Origin of the sequence: Planctomyces sp. SH-PL62, from assembly GCF_001610895.1 — a bacterium.
GTDB lineage: Bacteria > Planctomycetota > Planctomycetia > Isosphaerales > Isosphaeraceae > Paludisphaera.
Window position 1 is genome coordinate 6,077,921 of the sequence record NZ_CP011273.1, and the last position, 20,343, is coordinate 6,098,263.

The window sequence follows — 20,343 nt, forward strand, 5'->3', positions numbered from 1 at the left end:
AGGCCCGTCCCGCCTTGACCGACCCTCGCGGTCTCCCATACGATCGGGGCGCCGGGCCCGTCGGGACGGGCGGCCGGCCTCGGGGCGTCCGAGGGCAGGTTCGACGAGCGCTGAGGAGGGTGGCATGCCGCTGGTCCGGTTCTTCCGCAAGGCCCCGTCGCGGGCCGCGACCGCGACGGCCTTCGTCCTGGCCTTCGCCGCCGCCTGGCCCTCCCCTTCGGGCGAGGCCCGAGCCGCCGCACTCCAGGTCCCCGGCCAACTCGAGCTGGATCAGGTGTCGAACTACTCCCACGTCAAGGTGACGCGCGATCGCGGGACGCGGACCCTCTGGTTCGTCCGCGACAACGGCGAGCACGTGGTCGAGAGCAAGCTCGACCTCGAACGGCCGGACGACCTGCTGATCGAATACACCCGGTTCATGTTCCTTAGCTACGTCTTCCGCCCCGAGCCGCAAAAGGTGCTGATCGTCGGCCTGGGGGGCGGGTCGATGGTCCATTTCCTCAAGATCCACGACCCCAAGGTCAAGGTGGACGTCGTCGAGATCGACCCCCTGATCGTCAGCATCGCCGACCGCTACTTCGGCGTGAAGTCGGGCGGCAACGTCGACGTCAAGGTGACCGACGGCCTGGCCTACCTCCAGGAGACCGACGCCAAGTACGACGTCATCTACATGGACGCCTTCCTCCGGCCCTCGGGCGGCACCGACACGACGGGCGTCCCGCTCCACCTGAAGACGCTGGCCTTCTATGAACAGATGAAGAAGCGGCTCACCCCCGACGGCGCGGTGGTCTTCAACCTGAACCCGCACCTGTCCATCCGCCAGGACATCCAGACCATCCGCGAGGCGTTCCCGAACACCTACGTCTTCCGACTCCAGGGCTACGAAGGCTTCGTGGTGATCGCCTCCACCGCCGAGGAACCGATGACCCCCACCGCCATCAGCGCCGAGGCCGCCCGCCTCGACCGTCGGCTCAAGGCCCCCTTCTCCTTCCGCGCGATGGCCGGCCGCCTCAACCGACGCTGACCGCAGGGATGATCACACGCCCGCCTTGATGCGCAAACATTCGCGCCAGGCCGCGAAGCGGGCTTCCCAGGCCATCGCGATTGAGACTCTTTCCAGGAGCGATCCGCCAAGGCTCCTCACGAAAACGGGGCCGACTTTAAGGTGAAACCGATCGATCGGTTCTCAACGAACCATCTGAAGCGAAAAAAGGCATCCGATTTGCTTCAGTGCAGCGGAACTTCCTGTCGCGGAACGTGCGAACGAGTCGCCGTAGACGCTGGGCGTGGCGGAGGAAGTACGAGGCCCGCGAGGGGAGACCTCGTCGCGGGAGCGAGTCGGGTCGGCGTTTTGATGGATCAAGTGGGGTAATCTGACATTATGGATGCCTCCGCGTCGCGGCGTCGCTGGCTTTCCGTCATGGGCGTCCGTCTCCCCCCGACATCCTCGGATGGTCATCGGGACCCCTGCTCGCCCCCCGGCCCCCGGCGCGGCCGGACGTTCTGGCGGCTCGGGTCGAGGATCGGGAAGCCCGGAGGCGTCCCCCCACCGGGCCGCAGCGGGATCGATTCGGACGCACGCGCGTCGGCGTGGCCCCTCTACGCGGCGGGCCTGGCGATGGGGCTGACGGCGGTCGGGCTTCGGTCGGCCTTGCATCCGACGCTGGGTTTGGAATTTCCGCTGCTGACGTACTTCCCGGTGGTGGTCGCCGCGTCGTGTCTCATGGGCTTCGGCCCCGCCCTGGCGGCGCTCGGCGTGACGGTCGTGGGCGGGCTCTGGACGTTGCTTCCGCCGCAACGCGCGATCGGCGTCGGGACGGCTCCGGTCCTGGGGCTGGGGACCTACACCCTGGCGGCGGCAGGGCTCGCCTGGCTGGTGGCCCGGATGCGGGCCGACCTGCGTCGCTCCGAATCCGCATGGTGCGCCGCGATGGATCGGCAATCGGAGTTGGAAGAGCTTCGCCGGCTCGAACAGGCCGAGGCGGAACGACTGCGTCGGGAGCAGGAGGCCCTGCGAGAGACGTCCGAGAGCCAGGCCGGACGGCTCGAGGAGCTCCTGAAGGAGCTTCGGGAGAAGAACGCGTTCCTGTCGGCGACCCTCCGCCAGGTCCCCTCGGGAATCATCGTGGCCGAGGCCGGCACGTCGAACCTCCTGCTTCGCAACGACGAGGCCGAGCGGATCATCCGGGGGAGCCTGCAACCGGGGCTTGGGATGGGGAGCCAGGCCGAGCCGGGGGATCTGATCGGCCGCCGTCCCGACGGCTCGCGCTACGAGCCCGACGACTGGCCCCTAAGCCGCTCGCTCCGCAACGGCGAGGTGGTGTCGGACGAGGAGATCGAGCTGGTCTTCGCCGACGGCTCCAGCCGCCGGATCAGCGTCAACTCGGGTCCGGCGGTCGACGAACATGGGCGGGTGATCGCCGCGGTCGCCGCGCTCGACGACGTGACCGAGCGTCGCGCCGCCGAGACCGCCGCGACCGAGAGCGAGCGACAGTTCCGGCGGCTCGCCGAGGCCATCCCCCAGATCGTTTACATCACCCGGGCCGACGACACGATCGCCTACCTGAACCGTCGCTGGTTCGACTACACCGGGGCGTCGAGCGACCACCTCACGACCAAGGACGCCTGGCTGGAGACCGTCCACCCGGACGACGCGCCTCGAATCCGGGCCGCGCGGGCGAAGTCCAAGGAAGACGGCGGGCCGACCGAAATCGAGTACCGGGTCCGCGGCGCGGGGGGCGAGTACCGCTGGTTCCTGGGCCGGTCGATGTGGATCCGCGACGACCGCGGCGCGCTGCTCTCCCGCTTCGGCACGGCGACCGACATCGACGACCGGAAGCGCGCCGAGCAAGCCTCGCGGTTCCTGGCCGACGCCGGGGCCAAGCTCGCGGCCGTCGTCGACGCCGAGACCACGCTCCGCGAGGTCGCCGGCCTGGCCGTGCCGTTCTTCGCCGACTGGTGCGCCGTCGACGTGCTCGAAGGTACGGGCGACCTCCGCCGCGTCGCCGTGGCGCACGATTCGCCCCACGCGGCCGGGGTGATCGACCTGGTCTCGCACCGCTACCGGCTCAGGGCCGACATGCCTCGCGGCCTCTTCGAAGTCGTCGCCTCCCGAAAACCCGCCCTGATCGAGGAGGTCACCGAGGAACACCTGATCTCCGGCGCCCGCAACCCCGAGCACCTGGAGGCCCTCCGCGCGTTCGCCCCGCGATCGTACCTGTGCGTCCCGCTGGTGGGCCGCGAGGGGGTCCTGGGCGCGCTCTCGTTCGCGACCACCCACTCCGGCCGCCGCTTCGATCAGACCCACCTCGACCTCGCCGTCGACGTCGCCGGCCGGGCCGCGATCGCGCTGGAGAACGGCCGGCTCTACGACCGGCTCCGCGAGTCCGACCGCCGCAAGGACGACTTCCTCGCCACCCTCGCCCACGAGCTTCGCAACCCGATGGCGCCGATCCGCAACTCGGTCCAGATCCTCAAGATGCGAGGCGACTCCGACCCCGACTCGAAGTGGGCGCGCGAGGTCATCGAGCGGCAGATCGGCCACCTTTCGCGACTCGTGGACGACCTCCTGGACGTGTCGCGACTCACCCGCGACCGGCTGGAGCTTCGGCTCGAACGGATCGACCTGTCCGAAGCCGTCCACGACGCGGTCGAGACCGCCCGGCCCATCTTCGACGACCTGGGCCACGACCTGCGGCTCGATCTCCCCGCCGGGCCGCTCCACCTTGACGGCGACCGGACCCGGCTGGCCCAGGTCCTCGCCAACCTGCTGGACAATGCCGCCAAGTTCTCGCCGCGAGGCACCCGCATCGATCTCGGGATCGCCCGCCGCAACGGCGACGTCGAAATCCTCGTGAAAGACCGCGGGGTCGGCATCCCCGCCGAGCAGCTCCCCCACGTCTTCGAGATGTTCGCGCAGCTCACCCCGGTCCTCCATCGCCCGCATGCGGGCCTGGGGATCGGCCTCGCCCTGGCCAGGGGGATCGTCGAGCTGCACCACGGCCACGTCGAGGCCCGGAGCGAAGGCCCCGGTCAGGGGAGCGAATTCCTGGTCCGGCTCCCCCTGGCCCGCGACGACGCCGAGCCGTTTTCGGCTTCTTGAAGAAGTGATACCGAATCGCCTCGATCACCGACCCTTGGGTGCCACGGGTTCGTCCCTGAACCCGGGCCGCAAGGCTTCGGATGGACACGGGTCCGGGGATGAACCCGCGACGCCCGAGGCCGCTTGGCAAAGGCGAGTGATCAAAGCAATGACGTATGAGGGACCGGGGCCGTCGAAGCGCTCAGGCTCGCGAGGCCGCTCGGAGCGCCTCGCGCTCTCGACGGGTCGCCTCCAGGTCGAACCGCGTCGCCGCCAGCTCGAGCCGATAGCGTTCCAGCGCATCCTTCGCGATGGTCAGCACGCGCGACCGGAACAGGGCTTGTTCCAGCACGTCGTCCATCATCGGCTCCAGCTCGGCCCGAGCGTCGGGGGGCAGGGCCCGAATCCTTTCCCGGAGTGCGGCCAGTTCGGCGGGCACGCCCGCCTTCGTCGTTTCAGTGCTCGTCGCGTTCATCGGTGCCGCTCCCAGGTGGTGTCGACCCAAATCTAACACGCGAACCTGGGCAAAGACGACGGATCGCGCCGGATTTCCGGCTTCGATAAAGACGGCCGGCCGCACAGTCGGCGCAATCCGTCAGGCCGGATCGATCAGGGCTTCACGACGGCCTTGCGGAAGGCGTCGAGGAACGCGGTCCCGCCCGATTTGGTGGGGGTCAGGTAGCCCCCTTCGCCGTTCTCGTTCCAGGCGTAGACCAGCAGCAGACGCTCCGGAGGGGTGCGGTCGGGGTGCGCGTCGAGCCATTTGAGGCCGCGCTCGACGGCTTCGCCGACGGCCTTCGGCGTCCGGTCGACGTAATAGAGCGACGGCGGCCTGGCGTCTCCGGGCTTCTCCCACGGCCGCATGTCCCAGCCCGCGGTGACGACCGGGACGTAGGGGAGTGAGTTCTTGCGCGCGAAGCCGTCCCAGACCCCTTCGCTCCCCTCGATCAACTCGGCGAACGGCCGCTCCAGCTCGGGCCCCTTCCGACCCGCGCCGGGATAGTTGTAGCCGGTGAACAGGTCGAAACCGCAGGCGGACAGCTCGGCCAGGTCGTCCCAGCCGTGTTCCGGGCCGGGCGTGGCGCAGCCGGCGACCTTCACGCCCGCCAGCCCCGCCGCCTTCGCCCGCTTCCTGAGCGCTTCGAACGCCCCGCGCACGGCGTCCGGCGAGCCGAACGCCTTGAGCAGCTCGCGAGGGGAGAAGAAGATCAGCAGCGGCTCGCCGCCGACCTTCAGGTGTCCGGGCTTCTTGAACTGGTCGATCCAGGCGGCCGACGCCTCGTCCCAGTCGTCGGGGCCGACCCGGAAGCCGCCGTGATTGGCGACGAGCAGGCAGAACTCCATCCGCTCGCGATTCCCGGCCTGATGGAACAGGCCAAGGGCCTGGTTCAGCGGCACGACCTTGTCGGGCCCTTCGGGCCAGTACCAGCAGAAGCTGAAGAAGGCGAGCCCGGCGTCGGCCGCGTAGTCGATCTGCTTCTCCATGATCGCGACGGTGTCGTCGCGCCAGCCCCAGACGGGTTCGCGATCGGCGAACTCGGTCGTCAACCGCTCGGTGATGTGGTACGTCTTCCCCGACCAGCCGTCGAAGTAGTACGCCCCGACCTTCGCCCGGGTCTCCACCGCCGGCGGAGCGGCCCTGGTGGGCGAAAGGACGGAGAGCGACGCGGCGACGAGCGCGAACCTCGCGAGCGAACGCATGGCGGGAGCCTCCCTCGTTCGGCGAGGCCGGCCGACCCCCGCCGGCGGAGACGCCTTCGTCCCCAGACGCCGGTCGCGCGATGCGCCCCGGCGATCGGTCGACCTCGAACCGACTTCCGGGATAACGCGCGCCCCGGCCGAGGACAACCCCCCGCCCCGGCGTGCGGCGTACGCGGTCAGCCCTGGATCGCCTCGGCCTCGCTCGTGGAGGGGAGGCGGCTGTCGGTCAGGCCCCGGACCAGCGGACCCTCGGCGCGGCCGGTGATGAGCCGAGCCCCGCGGTCGTAGCTGAGGTAGGACCAGGCCCACTGGATCACCACCAGCAGCCGGTTGCGGAAGCCGATCAGGAAGAGGACGTGGACGAACAGCCAGAGCATCCAGGCCGGGAAGCCGGAGAACTGGAACCTGCCGAGATGGGCCACCGCCGCGCCTCGGCCGATGGTCGCCATCGAGCCCTTGTCGACGTATCGGAACGGCTCCGTCGGCTGGCCACGGAACGTCCGGATGATGTTCGCGGCCGCGTGCTTGCCCATCTGCGCGGCGGCGGGGGCCACGCCGGGGACCGGCTTGCCGTCTTGCTCCAGGTGCGCGAGGTCGCCGATGACGTAGACCTCGGGATGGCCGGGGATGGTCAGGTCGGGCTGGACCATCACCCGCCCGGCGCGGTCGAGCGGCACGCCCAGCGTCCGACCCAGCGGCGACGCCGCCACGCCGGCCGCCCACAAGACGGTCCGCGACGCGATCCGCTCGTCGCCGATATGGACCCCCTCGGCGTCGATGTGAGTCACGATCGAGCCGGTGCGCACCTCGACGCCCAGCCCTTCCAGTTGCCTCCTGGCGCTCTCGGAGAGCTTGGGCGAATAGGGGGTCAGAACTCGCGGCGAGCCCTCCACCAGGATCACCCGCGCCGTCGCGGGGTCGATGTGGACGAAGTCCTTCGCCAGCGTCATCCGGGCCACGTCGCGAAGGGCGCCGGCCAACTCCACCCCGGTCGGCCCGCCGCCGACCACCACGAACGTCAGCCACTCGCGCCTCAGCGTCTCGTCGGTCTCGCGCTCGGCGATCTCGAACGCCAGCAGCATCCGACGGCGGATCTCCAGCGCGTCTTCCACCGACTTCAGGCCCGGCGCGTGCTCCTCCCACTCGGGATGGCCGAAGTACGAATGCGTCGCCCCGGAGGCCAGCACCAGCACGTCGTACGGCGCCTCGCCGTCGGCCAGCGTCACCACCCGGCGGTCGAGGTCGATCCCCGTCACGTCCGCCAGCAAGGTCTCCGTGTTCTTCCGCCCTCGCACGATCCGACGGATCGGCCCGGCGATGTCGCTGGGGTTCAGCGAGGCCGTCGCCACCTGATACAGCAAGGGCTGGAACAGGTGGTGATTCTGGCGATCAATGACCGAGACATACGCCGAGGACTTCCGCAGCCCCTTGATCACCGCCAGCCCCGCGAACCCCGCGCCGATCACCACGATCCGACGCGGGCGGTCCCCAAAGGTCCGCTCATCCGACTTCCGGCCCCAGATGCACACGGTCGCTGCCTCCTTGAGAGCCGACGACGCTCCAGGACCCGGTCGAGCCCCGCCGCCGTCTCACCCAATCATAGAGCCGGACCAAGGCTTTTACAGAGGGCAATCCCTACGGATTGTTCGGAATCAACGAAAACATCCGACCCCTAGTTCAATCTGGGGTCTTCAGGAAGGTTGCGAAGGTTCAGGATGTCGGTGAGGACGGAAGTCCGGAAGTCGCGCAGGGTGGTCCACCAGAGGTCCTGGTCCGCTCCGTCGAAGATCCGGCCCATGTTGGCGGGGGCGACGACCCAGGCGTCGTCGGCCAGTTCCTGTTCGAGCTGGCCCGGCGCCCACCCGGAGAAGTTGGCGATGACCAGCGAGGGCTCGATCTCCTGGGTGATCAGGTGTTGCGACTTGGCGGAGTCGAGCGCGATGTAGACGCCGGAGGCGACCTCCAGGTCGGCCAGCTTGGGCCTGGTGTGGAGGACGAGTAAGGGGCCGGCGACGGGGCCTCCCAGGTGGAGCGGCTTGTCCCAGGCGAAGTCCTCGTCGAACAGCTTTCCCGCCAGGTCGGCCATCGTGGCGCTGGTGGGGAGGTTGAGGATGATCCCCCGGGCGCCGTCCCCCTCCGAGTGCTCCAGCACGAGCACGACCGAGCGGGCGAACATCGGCGACTGGAGGTCGGGCGAGGCGATCAGCAGTCGTCCCTTGAGCGATTTATGGTTCATGTTCATGCGTCGTCCCGACGTGGAGAAGCGAGGAAGGCGTTCCATCCCCCTTCTACGTCGAGGCTCCTGGATGGGTTCGTCCGTCCACCGCCTCCGCTAGGAGAACATGCTGCCGTGGGGCCGCTGGCAGATGACGAACGTGGTGCATTTCGACAGGTCCTTCAGCCGCGTCGCGCCGACGTACGCGCAGGCGCTTCGGATGCCCCCGCAGACCTCCTGCATGGTCTCGGCGACGGGTCCCTTGTAGGGGACGCTGACGGCGCGACCTTCGCAGGCGCGGTAGTCTCGACGGCCGCCGGCGTACTTGTCGAGGGCCTCCCGGCTGGACATCCCGTAGAATTCCAGCGCGATGCGGCGGCCGTCCTCCTCGACCCACTCCCCCTCGCATTCGTCGTGCCCGGCCAGCATCCCGCCCAGCATCACGAAGTCCGCCCCGGCGGCGAACGCCTTGACGACGTCGCCGGGGTATCGGCAGCCGCCGTCGGCGCAGACGTGCCCGCGCAGGCCGTGGGCGGCGTCGGCGCACTCGATGATCGCCGAGAGCTGCGGGTAGCCGACGCCGGTCGTCCGCCGGGTCGTGCAGACGCTCCCCGGCCCGATCCCGATCTTCACGATATCGGCCGCCCCTGATATCAGCAATTCCTGGACCATGTCCGGCGTGGCGACGTTCCCGGCCATGATCGTCAGCTCCGGGAACGTGTCCCGGATCCGCTTCACCCGCTCCACGAAGTATTTGGTGTAGCCGTTGGCCGCGTCGACGCAGGCCATCCGCACGTCGGCCTTCCTCTTCACCGCGACGAGCTTGTCGAACTCGTCGTCCTTGAGCCCGACCGTGAAGAAGGTCGAACGCGCGCGGGCCTCGTCGCCGAAGAAGTCGACGAGCGCGTCCTCCGGGTAATACTTGTGCAGGCAGGTGAGCATCGGAGGGCCGATCGCCCGGGCCATCGCGAACGTCCCCACCGTGTCCATGTTCGACGCGACGATCGGCACCCCTCGCCACGTCCCGCCGTTCAGGAAGCGATACTCCCGCTCCAGCTCCACCGACGCCCGACTCGGGGCCTCGGACCGCTTGGGACGGATCAGCACGTCGTCGAAATCGAGCTTGGGATCATTGTCGATGCGCATGGAAGAGGAGTCCTCGGGCCCCCAATCGGGCCGGCGGGGTAACAGCGAATTCCGGGCCGAACCGCGCCGGCCTCCTCGCTTTCCTGAACGTCACGGATCTTTGGGGGACGTCGACGCGAACGGTCTCCCCCCTCGCGGGGGAAGGACGTTATGAGGTCCCCCGAAAATCCGTGAGGGTCGAGGGTTCTTAGCGCCAGACGTCGAGCAGCAGCCACAGCGAAACGGTGCCGTCGATGATCGGCTCGTTGGTGGAGAAGTCGGCGAACTCGTCGTGGTAGACGGCGAAGTCCGACTGGAAGGGGGCGAGCGGGTCGTTCTCGAAGGCCGAGAATTTCAGGGAGTCGTTGATCGCCTTCGTGACCGGGCCGTCGACGAGGCCGCCGACGGGGGACCGGTTGGCGAGGCGGTGGAACATATGATGCGGCCGGCTGGAGGCGACCCCCCCCTCGGGGACGCCGATGACGAACGAGACGCCCCAGGGGTTGCGGCCGAAGATCCAGTCGCGGGCCTCGGCGGCCAGGCTCCGGAACTGGTCGTCGCCGCTCATCTTCTCGTACAGCCGCGCCTGGGTGGCGAACGCGATCACGTCGTTGGTGGAGCACCAGACGATAGGCGTGCCGATGCGATAGGGGTTCTTCATGGCCCGGTCGCGGATCCGCTCCAGCCCCGTGCGGTAGTAGCCGGCGAGCCTCGCCTTCGCGGCCTCGTCGGCGAACTCGTGGATCCGCCAGTGGCCGAGGTTGACGTACGGGAAGAACTCGTAGTGGCCGTGCGCGTCGCGGCCCATCCAGGCGTTGTCGCCGGCCTGGTCGGCGTAGTCGAGGGCTTCGGCCAGGTATTTCGGCTCGCGGGTCGCCCGGTACAACTCGGCGGCCCCCCATTCGAGGTCGTCGAGATACGTGCTCTCGCCGTAATAATGGGGCGCGAGCACCGGGACGGACATCGCGACTCCGGGGCTGTCCTGGGCGAGCTTGTACATCGAGCGGGCCGCGTCGAGGTCCCCCATCAGGGCCATCGTCGCGGCGCATCGGCCCGCGAGGCTGGCCTTGCCGGTGGAGGCGTTCTTGTACTTCGGCCCCTCGGGCTTGCCGGTCGCGGGCCAGGCGGAGCGAGGCCCGCCGGGGCCCCAGCCGTAGTCGGAACGGTCGTCGTGCCAGAGCGTCTGGGGCGGGCGATGGTCGCGATCGTCGCCGATCTGGACGTAGATGACGTCGGGCTTCGGATGCAGCTTCTTGATGAGCGGCGCGCCGTGGCGGGCCTCGGCCTGCGCCCCTTCGTGCTCGACGAGCCGGAGCGCGGCGACGCAGTACGAGGTGGTGATCATATGCTTGAGCCGGTCGGCTGCGTCGTGCCAGCCGCCGACGAGATCGACCTTCTCCCCGGTGTTGACGTCGATCGCATCCTGCAAGTGGCACTTCGGCTCACCCGCGATCGGGTCGTCCCCGCAGCGCTGGATCTGCATGAAGCGGAGCAAGGCGTCCGGGACCCCAGCGTAGGCGTCGGGGCCGATCGCGAACTCGGCCGACTCCGCCGCGCCGAACCGGACCCGGTACCGCCCCGGTCCGCGGACGGCCGAGAAGTCGAGCCGATAATTGTGCGCGAAGGGCCCCCACGCCCCCTGGTCCGGCCCGATCTCCGCCGCGAAGTCGCCCACGCGGAACGAGCCCGCCAGCGGCTCCGGCCCGGAAAGGACCGCGATCTTGGGATCGTCCGGCAGGTAGCCGACCTGATTCACCCGGAGCCACGGGCCCGGCCCCGGCGCGGGGGGCTCGGCGTGGAGCGACCCGCAGACGGCCGATGACGCCACCACGAACACGGCCACGGCCACGGCGAACTTCCGCTCGGCGAGATGCCTCATCACGAATCCCCCCCCTTCCTCTCCCCGGTGTTCACCCAGTTCGGCAGGTTCGAGGATACCACGCCCCCCGCGCGGCGACTCGCCTTGTGCCGGGCGTCTCGTCGGGCCATCATCGGGGAAAGGCGAGAACCAGGGGGGCTCGACGGCTCTCGGCCTCGACGAAATTTGGGGACGCCACCGTGGAGGACGACGGCCGATGCCCGTGCTGAGACAGATCGCGCAACTGGGAAACCCGGTCCTTCGGACGCCGGCCGAGGAGGTCGCGTTCCCGCTCTCGGAGGAGGTGCGGGAGCTGATCGACGACATGCTGGCGACGCTTCGCGAGGCCGACGGCGTGGGGATCGCCGCGCCCCAGGTCCACGAACCGCTCCAGATCTTCCTGGTCGCGCCGAAGCCGAACCCGCGCTATCCCGACGCGGTCGAGGAGGCCCCGATCGTCGCGATCAATCCCGAGATCGTGGAGCGCTCGGACGAGATGGTGAAGGGCTGGGAAGGCTGCCTGAGCATCCCCGGCCTCCGCGGCGAGGTCCCCCGCCATCGGCGGATCGTCGCGCGGTATCGGGACGTCCACGGCGCGGAGGTCGTCCGCGAGTTCGAGGACTTCGTCGCCCGCATCTTCCAGCACGAGGACGACCACCTGCGGGGCCTGGTCTTCCTCGACCGCCTGGAAAGCCCCCGCGACGTGGTCGCCGAGCGCGAGTACCGGAGACGGCTCGCGCCCGGCTGACCGGGCGTCGGTTCGATTCAGGTCGGAGTCGATCGGATCACGAGCCGGCGGACGCCAGCTTGGTGACCAGGACGACGGAGTCCTCCACCGCGACGAGCGAATGGGGCTCGCGCGGGGTGAGGTGGAGCAGATGACCGGCGGCGAGGTCGTGGTCGACCCCGCCGACCTTGAAGGCGACCCGGCCGGAGAGGCAATGCACGGTGATCGGCCCCGGGGCGTGGTGCTCCGGGACGTCGGCGCCCTTCGCCAGCGACAGCCGCTTCAGCTCGAAGGCTTCGGTCTTCGCCAGGGTCTCGACCTTGCGTCCGCCCGGAGGGGCCGCGGCCCCCCCGAGCAGGTCGATCACGCCGAGAAACGGTCCAGGTTCGGAATGCGCGGACATGACGACCTCATTTCAGGTGCTGGGGGAATCGGAGACGGCTCAGCGGACGGCCGCCTCCTCGACGGGGTAAGTGCGACCCACGGCGTCGGGCCCGGGTTCGAGCGACCAGCCCCCCTTCAGGCCCAGGACGAACCAGCCCAGGGCCACGATCCCGGCGGCGAAGATCGTGTCGCCGACCACGCGCATCCAGCGGAGGGTGTGCATGGTGGGCGTCTGCATGAACTCGGCCGAGCGGGCGTACCACATCCCGTGCTCGACGCTCGCCCAGGTCTGGAGCAGCCCCACCGGGAGAAGGCTGAGCAGGACCATCAGCGCCAGGCCGATGTTGATGGACCAGAAGGCGAACGAGAGCACGCCCGTCTTCCAGGCCCGGTGGATCGTCAGCCCCTTGAGGCAGAACAGCGTCAGGCCGATCCCCAGCATGCCGTAGACGCCGAAGAGCGCCGTATGGCCGTGGACGGGGGTCGTGTTCAGCCCCTGCATGTAGTAGAGGGCGATCGGCGGATTGATGAAGAAGCCGAACAGCCCCGCCCCCACCAGGTTCCAGAACGCCACCGAGACGAAGAAGAGGATCGGCATCCGATAGGCCGAGACCCACGGCCGCACCCGGCTCAGCGACAGGTTCTCATAAGCCTCGAAGCCGATCAGCACCAGAGGCACGACCTCCAGGGCGCTGAAGATCGCCCCCAGGGCCGTCACCACCGTCGGCGTGCCGGTGAAGTATAGGTGGTGGAACGTGCCGATGATCCCCCCGGAGAGGAAGATCGACGTCGAGAACAGGACCGCCGCCGCCGCCGTCGACGTCCGCAGCAGGCCCATCCGGGTGAACAGGAACGCGATCACGACCGTCGCGAAGACCTCGAAGAAGCCCTCGACCCACAGGTGGACGACCCACCACCGCCAGTATTCGGCGATCGCCAGGTTGGTGTGCCGGTGCCACATCAGGCCCGGCGTGTAGAACAGCGGGATCGCCGCCGAGGCCAGCAGGAAGAGCCCGAGCAGGTGTCGGTTGGTGTCGGGGTGGCGGAACGCCGGCGCGATGGCGCGGACCATCAGCGCCAGCCAGAGGAACAGCCCGACCGTCAGGAAGATCTGCCAGAACCTGCCGAGATCCACATATTCATAACCCTGGTGCCCGAACCAGAAGTTGGCGGTGTTCCCCAGCCGCTGCTGCACCCCCAACCACTGCCCGAACATCGAGCCCACCACGATGATCAGCACGCAGACGAACAGGAAGTCCACGCCCAGCTTCTGGAACTTCGGCTCGTGGCCGGAGACGGCCGGCGCGATGAACAGCCCCGTGGCCAGCCACGCGGTCGCGATCCAGAAGATGCCGAGCTGCGTGTGCCAGGTCCGCGTCACGCTGTAGGGGAGCCACTCGGCCAGGGGGAAGCCGTAGAAGCCCGAGCCCTCCACCCCGTAGTGCGCCGTCACCGCCCCCAGGCCCACCTGCACCACCGCCAGCGCGATGACCACCCAGAAGTACTTGAGCGTCGCCCGCATCGAGGGGGTCGGGTTCAGGGCCAGGAGCGGGTCCCGCTCGGGGGGCTCGTGGCGGTCCAGATCCTCCCGCCCGCGCTCGACGGCGAAGTACCAGGCCAGCGCGCCGATGCCGGCCAGGAGCAGCACGAAGCTGGCGACCGACCAGACGATGATCTGGCCCGACGGCCGGTTCTCGATCAGCGTCTCCGAAGGCCAGTTGTTCGTGTACGTGATCGTCTCGCCCGGGCGCTCGGTCGAGCAGGCCCAGGCCGCCCAGAAGAAGAACGCCGCCAACTGCGCCCGACGCTCCGGCGTCTTGATCGACGAGGCCGGGATCGCGTACGCGTCGCGCAGCTCGTGCAGCTCCGGGTCGTCGCCGAACAGGGCGTCGTAGTGCGAGGCGACCGCCGCCATCGCCTGGGCCCGGACCGGCGAGACCGTCACGTCGCCCGTCGCCGGGTCGTACGTGTTGCGGCGGATCTCGCCCTTGAGCCGCTCTCGAAGGCCCGCGCGAGCCTCGGCGTCGAGCGCCTCATAGTTCGCGGCCCCTTTCTCCACGGCCCAGTGGTCCAGCATCCACGTCAGTTCGCGATGGAGATAGTCGGCCGACCAGTCCGGCGCGACGTACGCGCCGTGGCCCCAGACCGAGCCCACCTCCTGGCCCCCCATCGACTGCCAGACGTTCTGCCCCTCCTTCACGTCCTCGCCCGTGAAGAGGACCTTCCCCTCCGTCGTCACCACCCGCTCCGGGACCGGCGGGGCCATCCGATACAGCTCGGTCCCGTAATAAATCAGGACCGCGAACGATCCGATGATGACCGTCGCCAACCCCAGCCACAACCTGCCATAGCGCATGCTCGCTCCCCTTTCGACCGCCGCGCCCGAGCCCTCGCCCGGCCGCCTCGACGTTCACGTTGATGGCTGACGCTCCACCGTGAATCCTCAGCCCTGCCCAGCTCAGCTCCGCTCGGAATCGAGCCGAGCCTTCGGCCCGACCAGCCCCAGCGACCTCGTCATCGCCTCGCGCATCCGACGGGCACGCTCAAGGAACGCCTCGGCCTCGGCGGGGGAGCAGACGTCGCGGGTCGTGGCCTCGAAAAGCGTCACCCAGCGGTCGAAATGCCCGCCGGTCAGCCCGTCGATCCCCTGATGGACCTGCACCGGCCGGCCCTGGTAGCGACCGGTCCCGCGCATCACCGCCGACCAGAAGTCCACCATCCGACCCAGATGCCGGTCCCAGTCGTCGATATGCTCGGCGAAGATCGGGCCTAAAACAACGTCTTCCTGCGCCCGACGGTAGAATTCGCCCACCAACTCGCGGATCCGAGCCTCCGTCACCCCGGCGACCGGCTCCGAACCCGGCCCCGCCGCTCGCGCGTACAGACCTGGTGTGTATGATGTCGTCACGACCTCGCCCTCCCCGCTCAGGCCGCCCCGATCGCCTCGCACTCGTCGCGAACGTGCCGGCCGAGCCTTTTAATCTGCATTCGACATGCATATTATTGAGCCGGCGGGGCCGTGTCAATCGGGCGCTGGGGCGCGAGCCCGGACTGGAGACGAAGGAGCGACGGTCGACCATGCACTTGACGCAGTTCTCGGACTACGCCATGAGAGCGGTACTGTACCTGGGGAGTCGCGGCGACCGATTGGCGTCGGTCGAGGAGATCAGCCGCGCCTACGGGATCTCCCGGCATCATCTGGTGCGGGTGGCCCAGACGTTGACGGAGCTGGGGGTGGTGACGGCCCAACGCGGCCGCGGCGGAGGGATGCGCCTGGCCATGCAGCCCTCGGCGATCAACATCGGCTGGCTGATCCGCAGCACCGAGCCCCATTTCGACATCGTGGAATGCTTCCGTCCCGAGTCCAACACCTGCCCCATCGCCCCCGCATGCGGCCTCAAGGGGGCCCTGCATCGGGCGCGCGACGCGTTCCTCGCCGTCCTCGACGAATACACGCTCGACCAGTTCCTGACCCGCAAGGACGAGCTGATCCCCCTCCTCGACCTCGCCCTGGCTCGCAAGCCCGAGCCGAAGCCCGACGCAGACTGAGCGTCGGGACCGGACGAAACACATCATGCCTGCGCAAGCATTCCTTCACACCTGATGGGGGAAGGTGGTCCGGAGGGCCGGACGAGGGGGCCCCTCGTCGCGGACGACGCGAGGCTGCGACGGCCTTCACGCGCGTCGCCCTCGGCTTCCAGGACTTCGTCGCATTCGGGAAACGGCCGCCCGTCGACGCGGGCGAGGACGTGAGGACGCGGGGTCGCCTCTTCGCCGGAGGGGGGCGGCTCGGGCGCGGAGCGGTCAGCAGGGCTCGTCGCCCACCTTGCGACGGCAGACGGCGCCGCGGGCGGAATCGCCGGCGGCGAGGAAGATGGTGGTCATCCGGCGCAGGCAACAGCGGCACGACACGCCGTCGAGGTCGATGCCCCGAAGCAGGTCGTACGCCTCCTCGCGACGTCCCGCGTGATCGAGGAGCGTGGCGAGCGAGATCCGGTACAGGGCCACATCCGGGGCCAACTCGCACGCCCTCGCGACGAACGGCAGGGCGGCCTCGGCGGGACGTCCCAGACGCCGCACGTAGAACGCCGCGCCGAAATGGGCCTCGGCGTGCTCGGGAAGGCGGCGGATCAGCTCCAGGCAGACGTCCAGGGCCGGGCCGTACTCGCCCAGGTAGCCCAGGCCGGCGGCGATAGCCGGCATCAGCCGCTCCGGGCATCGGTCGTCCTCCGCCAACGCCTGATACACCGCCAGCGCCGGGCCGGGATGGCCCGTCCTCGCCAGGGTCTCGGCCAGGATGCAACTCGTCGACGGATCGAACGGGACCAGCGCCTGCGCCGTCTCCAACGCGTCGCGAGCCCCCGAAAAGTCCCCGGCGCGATGCCGCAAGAGCCCCACGAACCGCCAGAGCAGACCGTTCTCCCCCTCCCTCGCCAGCGCCTGCTCCGCCAGATCGCCGGCCTCGTCCATCTCCCCGGCCCCCGCCAGCTCGAAGCAACGCTTCAGGATCTCCCCGCCCTGGCTCATGGCTGACGTCCCCCTGGTCACGATTTCCCCATCCCGATCCCGCCGCCGCGGGCATTGCAATTGAGATTCAGTCTCAATATGAGATCTTATCATCCTCGGCGCCGGGTGGGCTTGTCAAGGCGCAGGCACCTTCCCGGCCGTTGAAAAAGGGTCGAAAATCCTCACGAGCCCGAGCGTCCCACACGCCCACGCATCAACGATGTTTTACATCCACGCGTCTTCACCTAATTCCATCGGCCTAATAAATACGGTCTCGGAATTTCGACGCCGACCCCGTCCGGACGACCGCGCGAATTCGGCGCATCTTTGGTTTTAAAAAGAGTTTACAGACGACCGACAAAATCTTCGGGCGTCGAGGAAAGTCCTTGATAAGCCGCGCGCCGACCGTGTTATAATTGGGCTGCACCGCAGGACATGGGCCGTCGACCCGGCCCGGCTCCTCTCCCGTCCATTCCCAAACGTTTCCGCACGCCGTTTTCTCGTCACGTCACTCGTCCTCGTCAAGTGGAGTGATTCGTCATGCGCCGAACGTCTCGAGATCGATCGGCCTTCACGCTGATCGAGCTGCTGGTGGTGATCGCGATCATCGCCGTCCTCATCGCGCTTCTGCTCCCGGCCGTGCAGTCGGCGCGGGAGGCGGCGCGACGGGCCCAGTGCGTCAACAACCTGAAGCAGATCGGGCTGGGGCTGCACAACTACCACGACACCTGGGGGGTGTTCCCTCCGGGCGAGGGCTACGGCGCCATCGCGGTGAACGTGGCGATGCTGCCGTACGTGGAGCAGCAGGCGTTGTACGCCTCGTTCAATTCGGGCATCGACAACCGTTGGCTCTGGACGCTCGCCGAGAACACGACCGTGCTGCGTGCCCGGGTGGCCGGATACAACTGCCCGTCCGAGGTCTACACCGACCGTTCCAGCGACGGTTGGAATACGTATGCGGTGAACTACGCCTGGAACGCCGGCACGTGGTGGCCCCGCACCCAGAGCTGGGACGGCGTCTTCGGCCGGACCTACGACGACGACGGCGCCGTGCAGCCGTTCTCGCGGACCAACATCACGTTCGCCTCGATCCCCGACGGCTCCAGCAACACCCTGCTCTGCGCCGAGGTCGCCAACGGCCCGTTGAACGCGGGCGCGGCGCGGACCCGGGTCTCCGACTGCTACGAGGTCCGGGGCCTGACCCGCACCTCCACCGTCGCGCAGGCGACGGCCGCCGCCAACGCCGTCGACTGGGCCCAAGGTCCGATCCCCTGGGCCGGCGGCTGGCGGTACAAGGGCTATCCCTGGGTCGAGGGGAGCATGTGGCGGAGCTGGTTCAACACCATCCGCACCCCCAACCAGACCTGCCTCACGATGGACGACCAGTCGTGGTGGTACATCATGAAACCCGCCTCGTCGTACCACCCCGGCGTGGTCAACGCGGCCCTCTGCGACGGCAGCGTCAAGGCGTTCAAGAGTTCGGTCAGCCAGGCCGTCTGGATGGGCCTGAGCACCCGCGCCGGCAGCGAGGTCCTCTCGTCCGACTCCTACTGATCGACCGGGCGGCGACGCCCCGCATCCTCGATCCCCTTTCGCGAGAGGAGACTCCCCCTTGAAGAATCGTTCCGCCTCCGCCTCCGCGGCGATGCTGGCCCTGGCGACCGCCCTGCTCCTCGCGCCGCTGGTCCCCGGCTGCGGCGGCGAGGCCGAGCCCCCGCCGATCCAGGCCGACGATCTCGAAGCCCTCCAGAAGAAGCAGCAGGAGATCATCCAGAAGGAATACGGCCCCAAGGCCGGAAAGTCCGGCGCCAAAAAGTCCTGAATCGAAGACGACCGCCGCCGCGCCCCCGCGCGGCGGCGGCCCCCTCCCTCGCCCCCGCACGCCTCCACGCCCCCATCAACACATTTCGACGCGACCGACCGATCCCACCTTTTTCGTCGACTCGAACGGTTGACGCCACGCCCGTCCGAGAGTATCTTAAACTCTTAAGGTGGTCGTTCCGCTTTTCCGCAGGCGGCTCGACCGCCCGACGCCGGGCACGGATTGCGTCACATCGACTCCGACGTCGGCGGACGCAAGTTCTGATGGTCGAAAGTCCTCTCCAGACGCCCGGCCGACTTCCACCCTGAATTCCCCTGCCTTGGCATCTCGTCTCGTCGACGTCGAGGCCCGCGCCGCATTCGATCGCGCGGCCGACGTCGTCCCCCGGGGCGGGCGCCGGACCATCGACGCCAAGAACATGCAGTCGTGTGCATAACCATGTTTTTTCGTGGTCTTCCGTCGATCCCGGGCGCGCCCCTTCGTGGAGCGATCGTCTCATGTCCACCCCGATTCGTCGTCGACAGGGCTTCACCCTGATCGAGCTGCTCGTCGTCATCGCCATCATCGCGGTCCTCATCGCCCTGCTCCTCCCGGCCGTCCAGTCGGCCCGCGAGGCGGCCCGACGCTCCCAGTGCGTCAACAACCTGAAGCAGATCGGCCTGGGCGTCCACAACTACCACGACACCTGGAACCTGCTGCCCCCGGGCGAGAATTACGGCGGCCTGTCGCCGCACCTCTCGATCCTGCCCCACATGGAGCAGCAGGCCCTGTTCTCCGCCTTCAACACGGGCATCAACAACGGCGGCGGCCTCTGGACCTTCGCCGAGAACTTCACCGCCCTCCGGGGACGGGTCGCGACCTACAGCTGCCCCTCCGAAGTCTACAGCGACCGCGCCAGCGACGGCTACGACACCTGGGCGGCCAACTACGCCTGGAACAGCGGCACCTGGTGGCCCCGCACCCAGAGCTGGGACGGCGTCTTCGGCCGGGTCATGAACGACGGCGACCCCGCGTTGCAGCCGTTCTCCCGCGCCGAGATCTCGCTCGCCAAGATCAACGACGGCACGAGCAACACCCTGCTGGTCGCCGAAGTGGCCGCCGGCCCGCTCGTCTCCTCGGCCGGCCGGACCCGCGTCTCCGACTGCTACGAGGTCCGGGGCCTGACCCGCACCTCGACCGTCGACCAGGCGACGGCCGCCGCCAACGCCATCGACTGGGCTCGCGGCCCCATCGCCTGGGCCGGCGGCTGGCGGTACAAGGGCTACCCCTGGGTCGAAGGCAGCATCTGGCGGAGCTGGTTCAACACCATCCTCACGCCCAACAAGATCTGCGCCACGATGGACGACCAGTCGTGGTGGTACATCATGAAGCCCGCCTCGTCGTACCACCCGGGCGTGGTCAACGCGGCCCTCTGCGACGGCAGCGTCAAGGCGTTCAAGGACTCGGTCAATCAGCAGGTCTGGATGGGTCTCAGCACCCGGATCGGCGGCGAGGTCATCTCGGCGGATTCCTACTGAGTCGGCCCGAACCTCGACCCCGGAGGCCCGCCCTGCGCCATACCATGCCGCGGCGGCCGGGCCTCCAGATCCTTCCAAGCCCTTTCCGTCAGGAGTTCGTCCCTTGAAGAAGCCTCCCGTCCTCGCCACCCTGGGCCTGGCCGCCGTCGTCTCCCTGGGAGCCTTCGTCGTCGGCTGCGGCGGCGAGCCCGAGCCCCCGCCGATGAAGGCCGAGGATTTCCCGGCCATCCAGCAGAAGCAGCAGGACATCCTGCAGCGCGAACGCGGCGGCGCCGCCAAGACCTCCAAGAAAGCCCAGTAATCGAACCGCCCTTCGCGCCGGACCCGGCGTCGATCGACGACGTAGACGCCCCGCGGCCATCCGCCCGCGGGGCGTCTACGTTTTTCCGCCGCCCGCCGTCGGCCGA

At 68.8% G+C, this 20,343-nt stretch carries 18 protein-coding genes; 8 read left to right on the forward strand and 10 right to left on the reverse strand.

Annotation, left to right across the window (positions count from 1 at the left end; translation table 11 throughout):
* The first annotated feature begins 124 nt into the window (after positions 1 to 124).
* Both VT85_RS23770 and VT85_RS23775 read left to right on the forward strand, forming a co-directional pair.
* A complete protein-coding gene (locus VT85_RS23770) occupies positions 125 to 1,024 on the forward strand; it encodes a spermidine synthase (RefSeq protein ID WP_068420549.1) in 900 nt (299 codons plus the stop codon).
* Between the two features lie 594 nt (positions 1,025 to 1,618).
* Positions 1,619 to 4,102 carry an ATP-binding protein gene (locus VT85_RS23775; RefSeq protein ID WP_197490973.1) on the forward strand — a complete coding sequence of 828 codons (2,484 nt, stop codon included), beginning with the start codon at positions 1,619 to 1,621 and terminating at the stop codon, positions 4,100 to 4,102.
* Between the two features lie 181 nt (positions 4,103 to 4,283).
* Here the strand turns inward: VT85_RS23775 and VT85_RS23780 are convergent, their stop codons facing one another.
* From VT85_RS23780 to VT85_RS23805, 6 genes are all read right to left on the reverse strand, one after another.
* Entirely contained in the window at positions 4,284 to 4,556 is a 273-nt protein-coding gene (locus tag VT85_RS23780; RefSeq protein WP_068420552.1) for a hypothetical protein, read from the reverse strand.
* Positions 4,557 to 4,690: 134 nt separating this feature from the next.
* Positions 4,691 to 5,782 (reverse strand): glycoside hydrolase family 99-like domain-containing protein, encoded by a 1,092-nt coding sequence (locus VT85_RS23785; protein WP_068420554.1) that lies wholly within the window; start codon positions 5,780 to 5,782, stop codon positions 4,691 to 4,693.
* Positions 5,783 to 5,958: 176 nt separating this feature from the next.
* Entirely contained in the window at positions 5,959 to 7,311 is a 1,353-nt protein-coding gene (locus VT85_RS23790) for an NAD(P)/FAD-dependent oxidoreductase (RefSeq protein ID WP_231871433.1), read from the reverse strand.
* Between the two features lie 143 nt (positions 7,312 to 7,454).
* Entirely contained in the window at positions 7,455 to 8,018 is a 564-nt protein-coding gene (locus VT85_RS23795; protein WP_068422568.1) for a YqgE/AlgH family protein, read from the reverse strand.
* A 96-nt stretch (positions 8,019 to 8,114) separates the two neighbouring features.
* The gene (locus VT85_RS23800) at positions 8,115 to 9,143 is read right to left on the reverse strand and encodes a GMP reductase (protein WP_068420556.1); all 1,029 of its coding nucleotides are present in this window, start codon (positions 9,141 to 9,143) and stop codon (positions 8,115 to 8,117) included.
* 187 nt (positions 9,144 to 9,330) lie between these two features.
* On the reverse strand, positions 9,331 to 11,001 hold the full coding sequence (locus tag VT85_RS23805; RefSeq protein WP_068420558.1) for a glycoside hydrolase family 9 protein: 1,671 nt from the start codon (positions 10,999 to 11,001) through the stop codon (positions 9,331 to 9,333).
* Positions 11,002 to 11,197: 196 nt separating this feature from the next.
* Here VT85_RS23805 and def point away from each other — a divergent pair, with 196 nt between their 5' ends.
* Positions 11,198 to 11,728, forward strand: a complete 531-nt coding sequence (gene def, locus VT85_RS23810) for a peptide deformylase (RefSeq protein ID WP_068420560.1) — start codon at positions 11,198 to 11,200, stop codon at positions 11,726 to 11,728.
* A gap of 37 nt (positions 11,729 to 11,765) precedes the next feature.
* On the opposite strand, the gene VT85_RS23815 is transcribed toward def, so the two are convergent.
* The 3 genes from VT85_RS23815 to VT85_RS23825 form a co-directional block, all read right to left on the reverse strand.
* Positions 11,766 to 12,110, reverse strand: coding sequence for a cupin domain-containing protein (locus tag VT85_RS23815; protein WP_082858849.1), 345 nt, complete (start codon positions 12,108 to 12,110; stop codon positions 11,766 to 11,768).
* Between the two features lie 39 nt (positions 12,111 to 12,149).
* Positions 12,150 to 14,447, reverse strand: a complete 2,298-nt coding sequence (locus tag VT85_RS23820) for a nitric-oxide reductase large subunit (RefSeq protein WP_068420565.1) — start codon at positions 14,445 to 14,447, stop codon at positions 12,150 to 12,152.
* A gap of 102 nt (positions 14,448 to 14,549) precedes the next feature.
* Positions 14,550 to 14,999, reverse strand: a complete 450-nt coding sequence (locus VT85_RS23825; RefSeq protein WP_197490975.1) for a group III truncated hemoglobin — start codon at positions 14,997 to 14,999, stop codon at positions 14,550 to 14,552.
* Positions 15,000 to 15,169: 170 nt separating this feature from the next.
* Here VT85_RS23825 and VT85_RS23830 point away from each other — a divergent pair, with 170 nt between their 5' ends.
* The gene (locus VT85_RS23830) at positions 15,170 to 15,640 is read left to right on the forward strand and encodes an Rrf2 family transcriptional regulator (protein ID WP_068420569.1); all 471 of its coding nucleotides are present in this window, start codon (positions 15,170 to 15,172) and stop codon (positions 15,638 to 15,640) included.
* A 255-nt stretch (positions 15,641 to 15,895) separates the two neighbouring features.
* Here the strand turns inward: VT85_RS23830 and VT85_RS23835 are convergent, their stop codons facing one another.
* Positions 15,896 to 16,618, reverse strand: a complete 723-nt coding sequence (locus VT85_RS23835) for a tetratricopeptide repeat protein (protein ID WP_068420572.1) — start codon at positions 16,616 to 16,618, stop codon at positions 15,896 to 15,898.
* Positions 16,619 to 17,137: 519 nt separating this feature from the next.
* On the opposite strand from VT85_RS23835, the gene VT85_RS23840 reads away from it, so the two are divergent.
* The 4 genes from VT85_RS23840 (at position 17,138) to VT85_RS23855 (ending at position 20,237) form a co-directional block, all read left to right on the forward strand.
* On the forward strand, positions 17,138 to 18,151 hold the full coding sequence (locus VT85_RS23840) for a DUF1559 domain-containing protein (protein ID WP_068420573.1): 1,014 nt from the start codon (positions 17,138 to 17,140) through the stop codon (positions 18,149 to 18,151).
* A 58-nt stretch (positions 18,152 to 18,209) separates the two neighbouring features.
* Positions 18,210 to 18,419: a hypothetical protein gene (locus VT85_RS23845; RefSeq protein WP_068420575.1), complete on the forward strand. Its 210-nt coding sequence runs from the start codon at positions 18,210 to 18,212 to the stop codon at positions 18,417 to 18,419.
* Positions 18,420 to 18,916: 497 nt separating this feature from the next.
* Positions 18,917 to 19,936: a DUF1559 domain-containing protein gene (locus VT85_RS23850; RefSeq protein WP_082858851.1), complete on the forward strand. Its 1,020-nt coding sequence runs from the start codon at positions 18,917 to 18,919 to the stop codon at positions 19,934 to 19,936.
* 103 nt (positions 19,937 to 20,039) lie between these two features.
* Positions 20,040 to 20,237 carry a hypothetical protein gene (locus tag VT85_RS23855; protein WP_068420577.1) on the forward strand — a complete coding sequence of 66 codons (198 nt, stop codon included), beginning with the start codon at positions 20,040 to 20,042 and terminating at the stop codon, positions 20,235 to 20,237.
* Positions 20,238 to 20,343 lie beyond the last annotated feature (106 nt).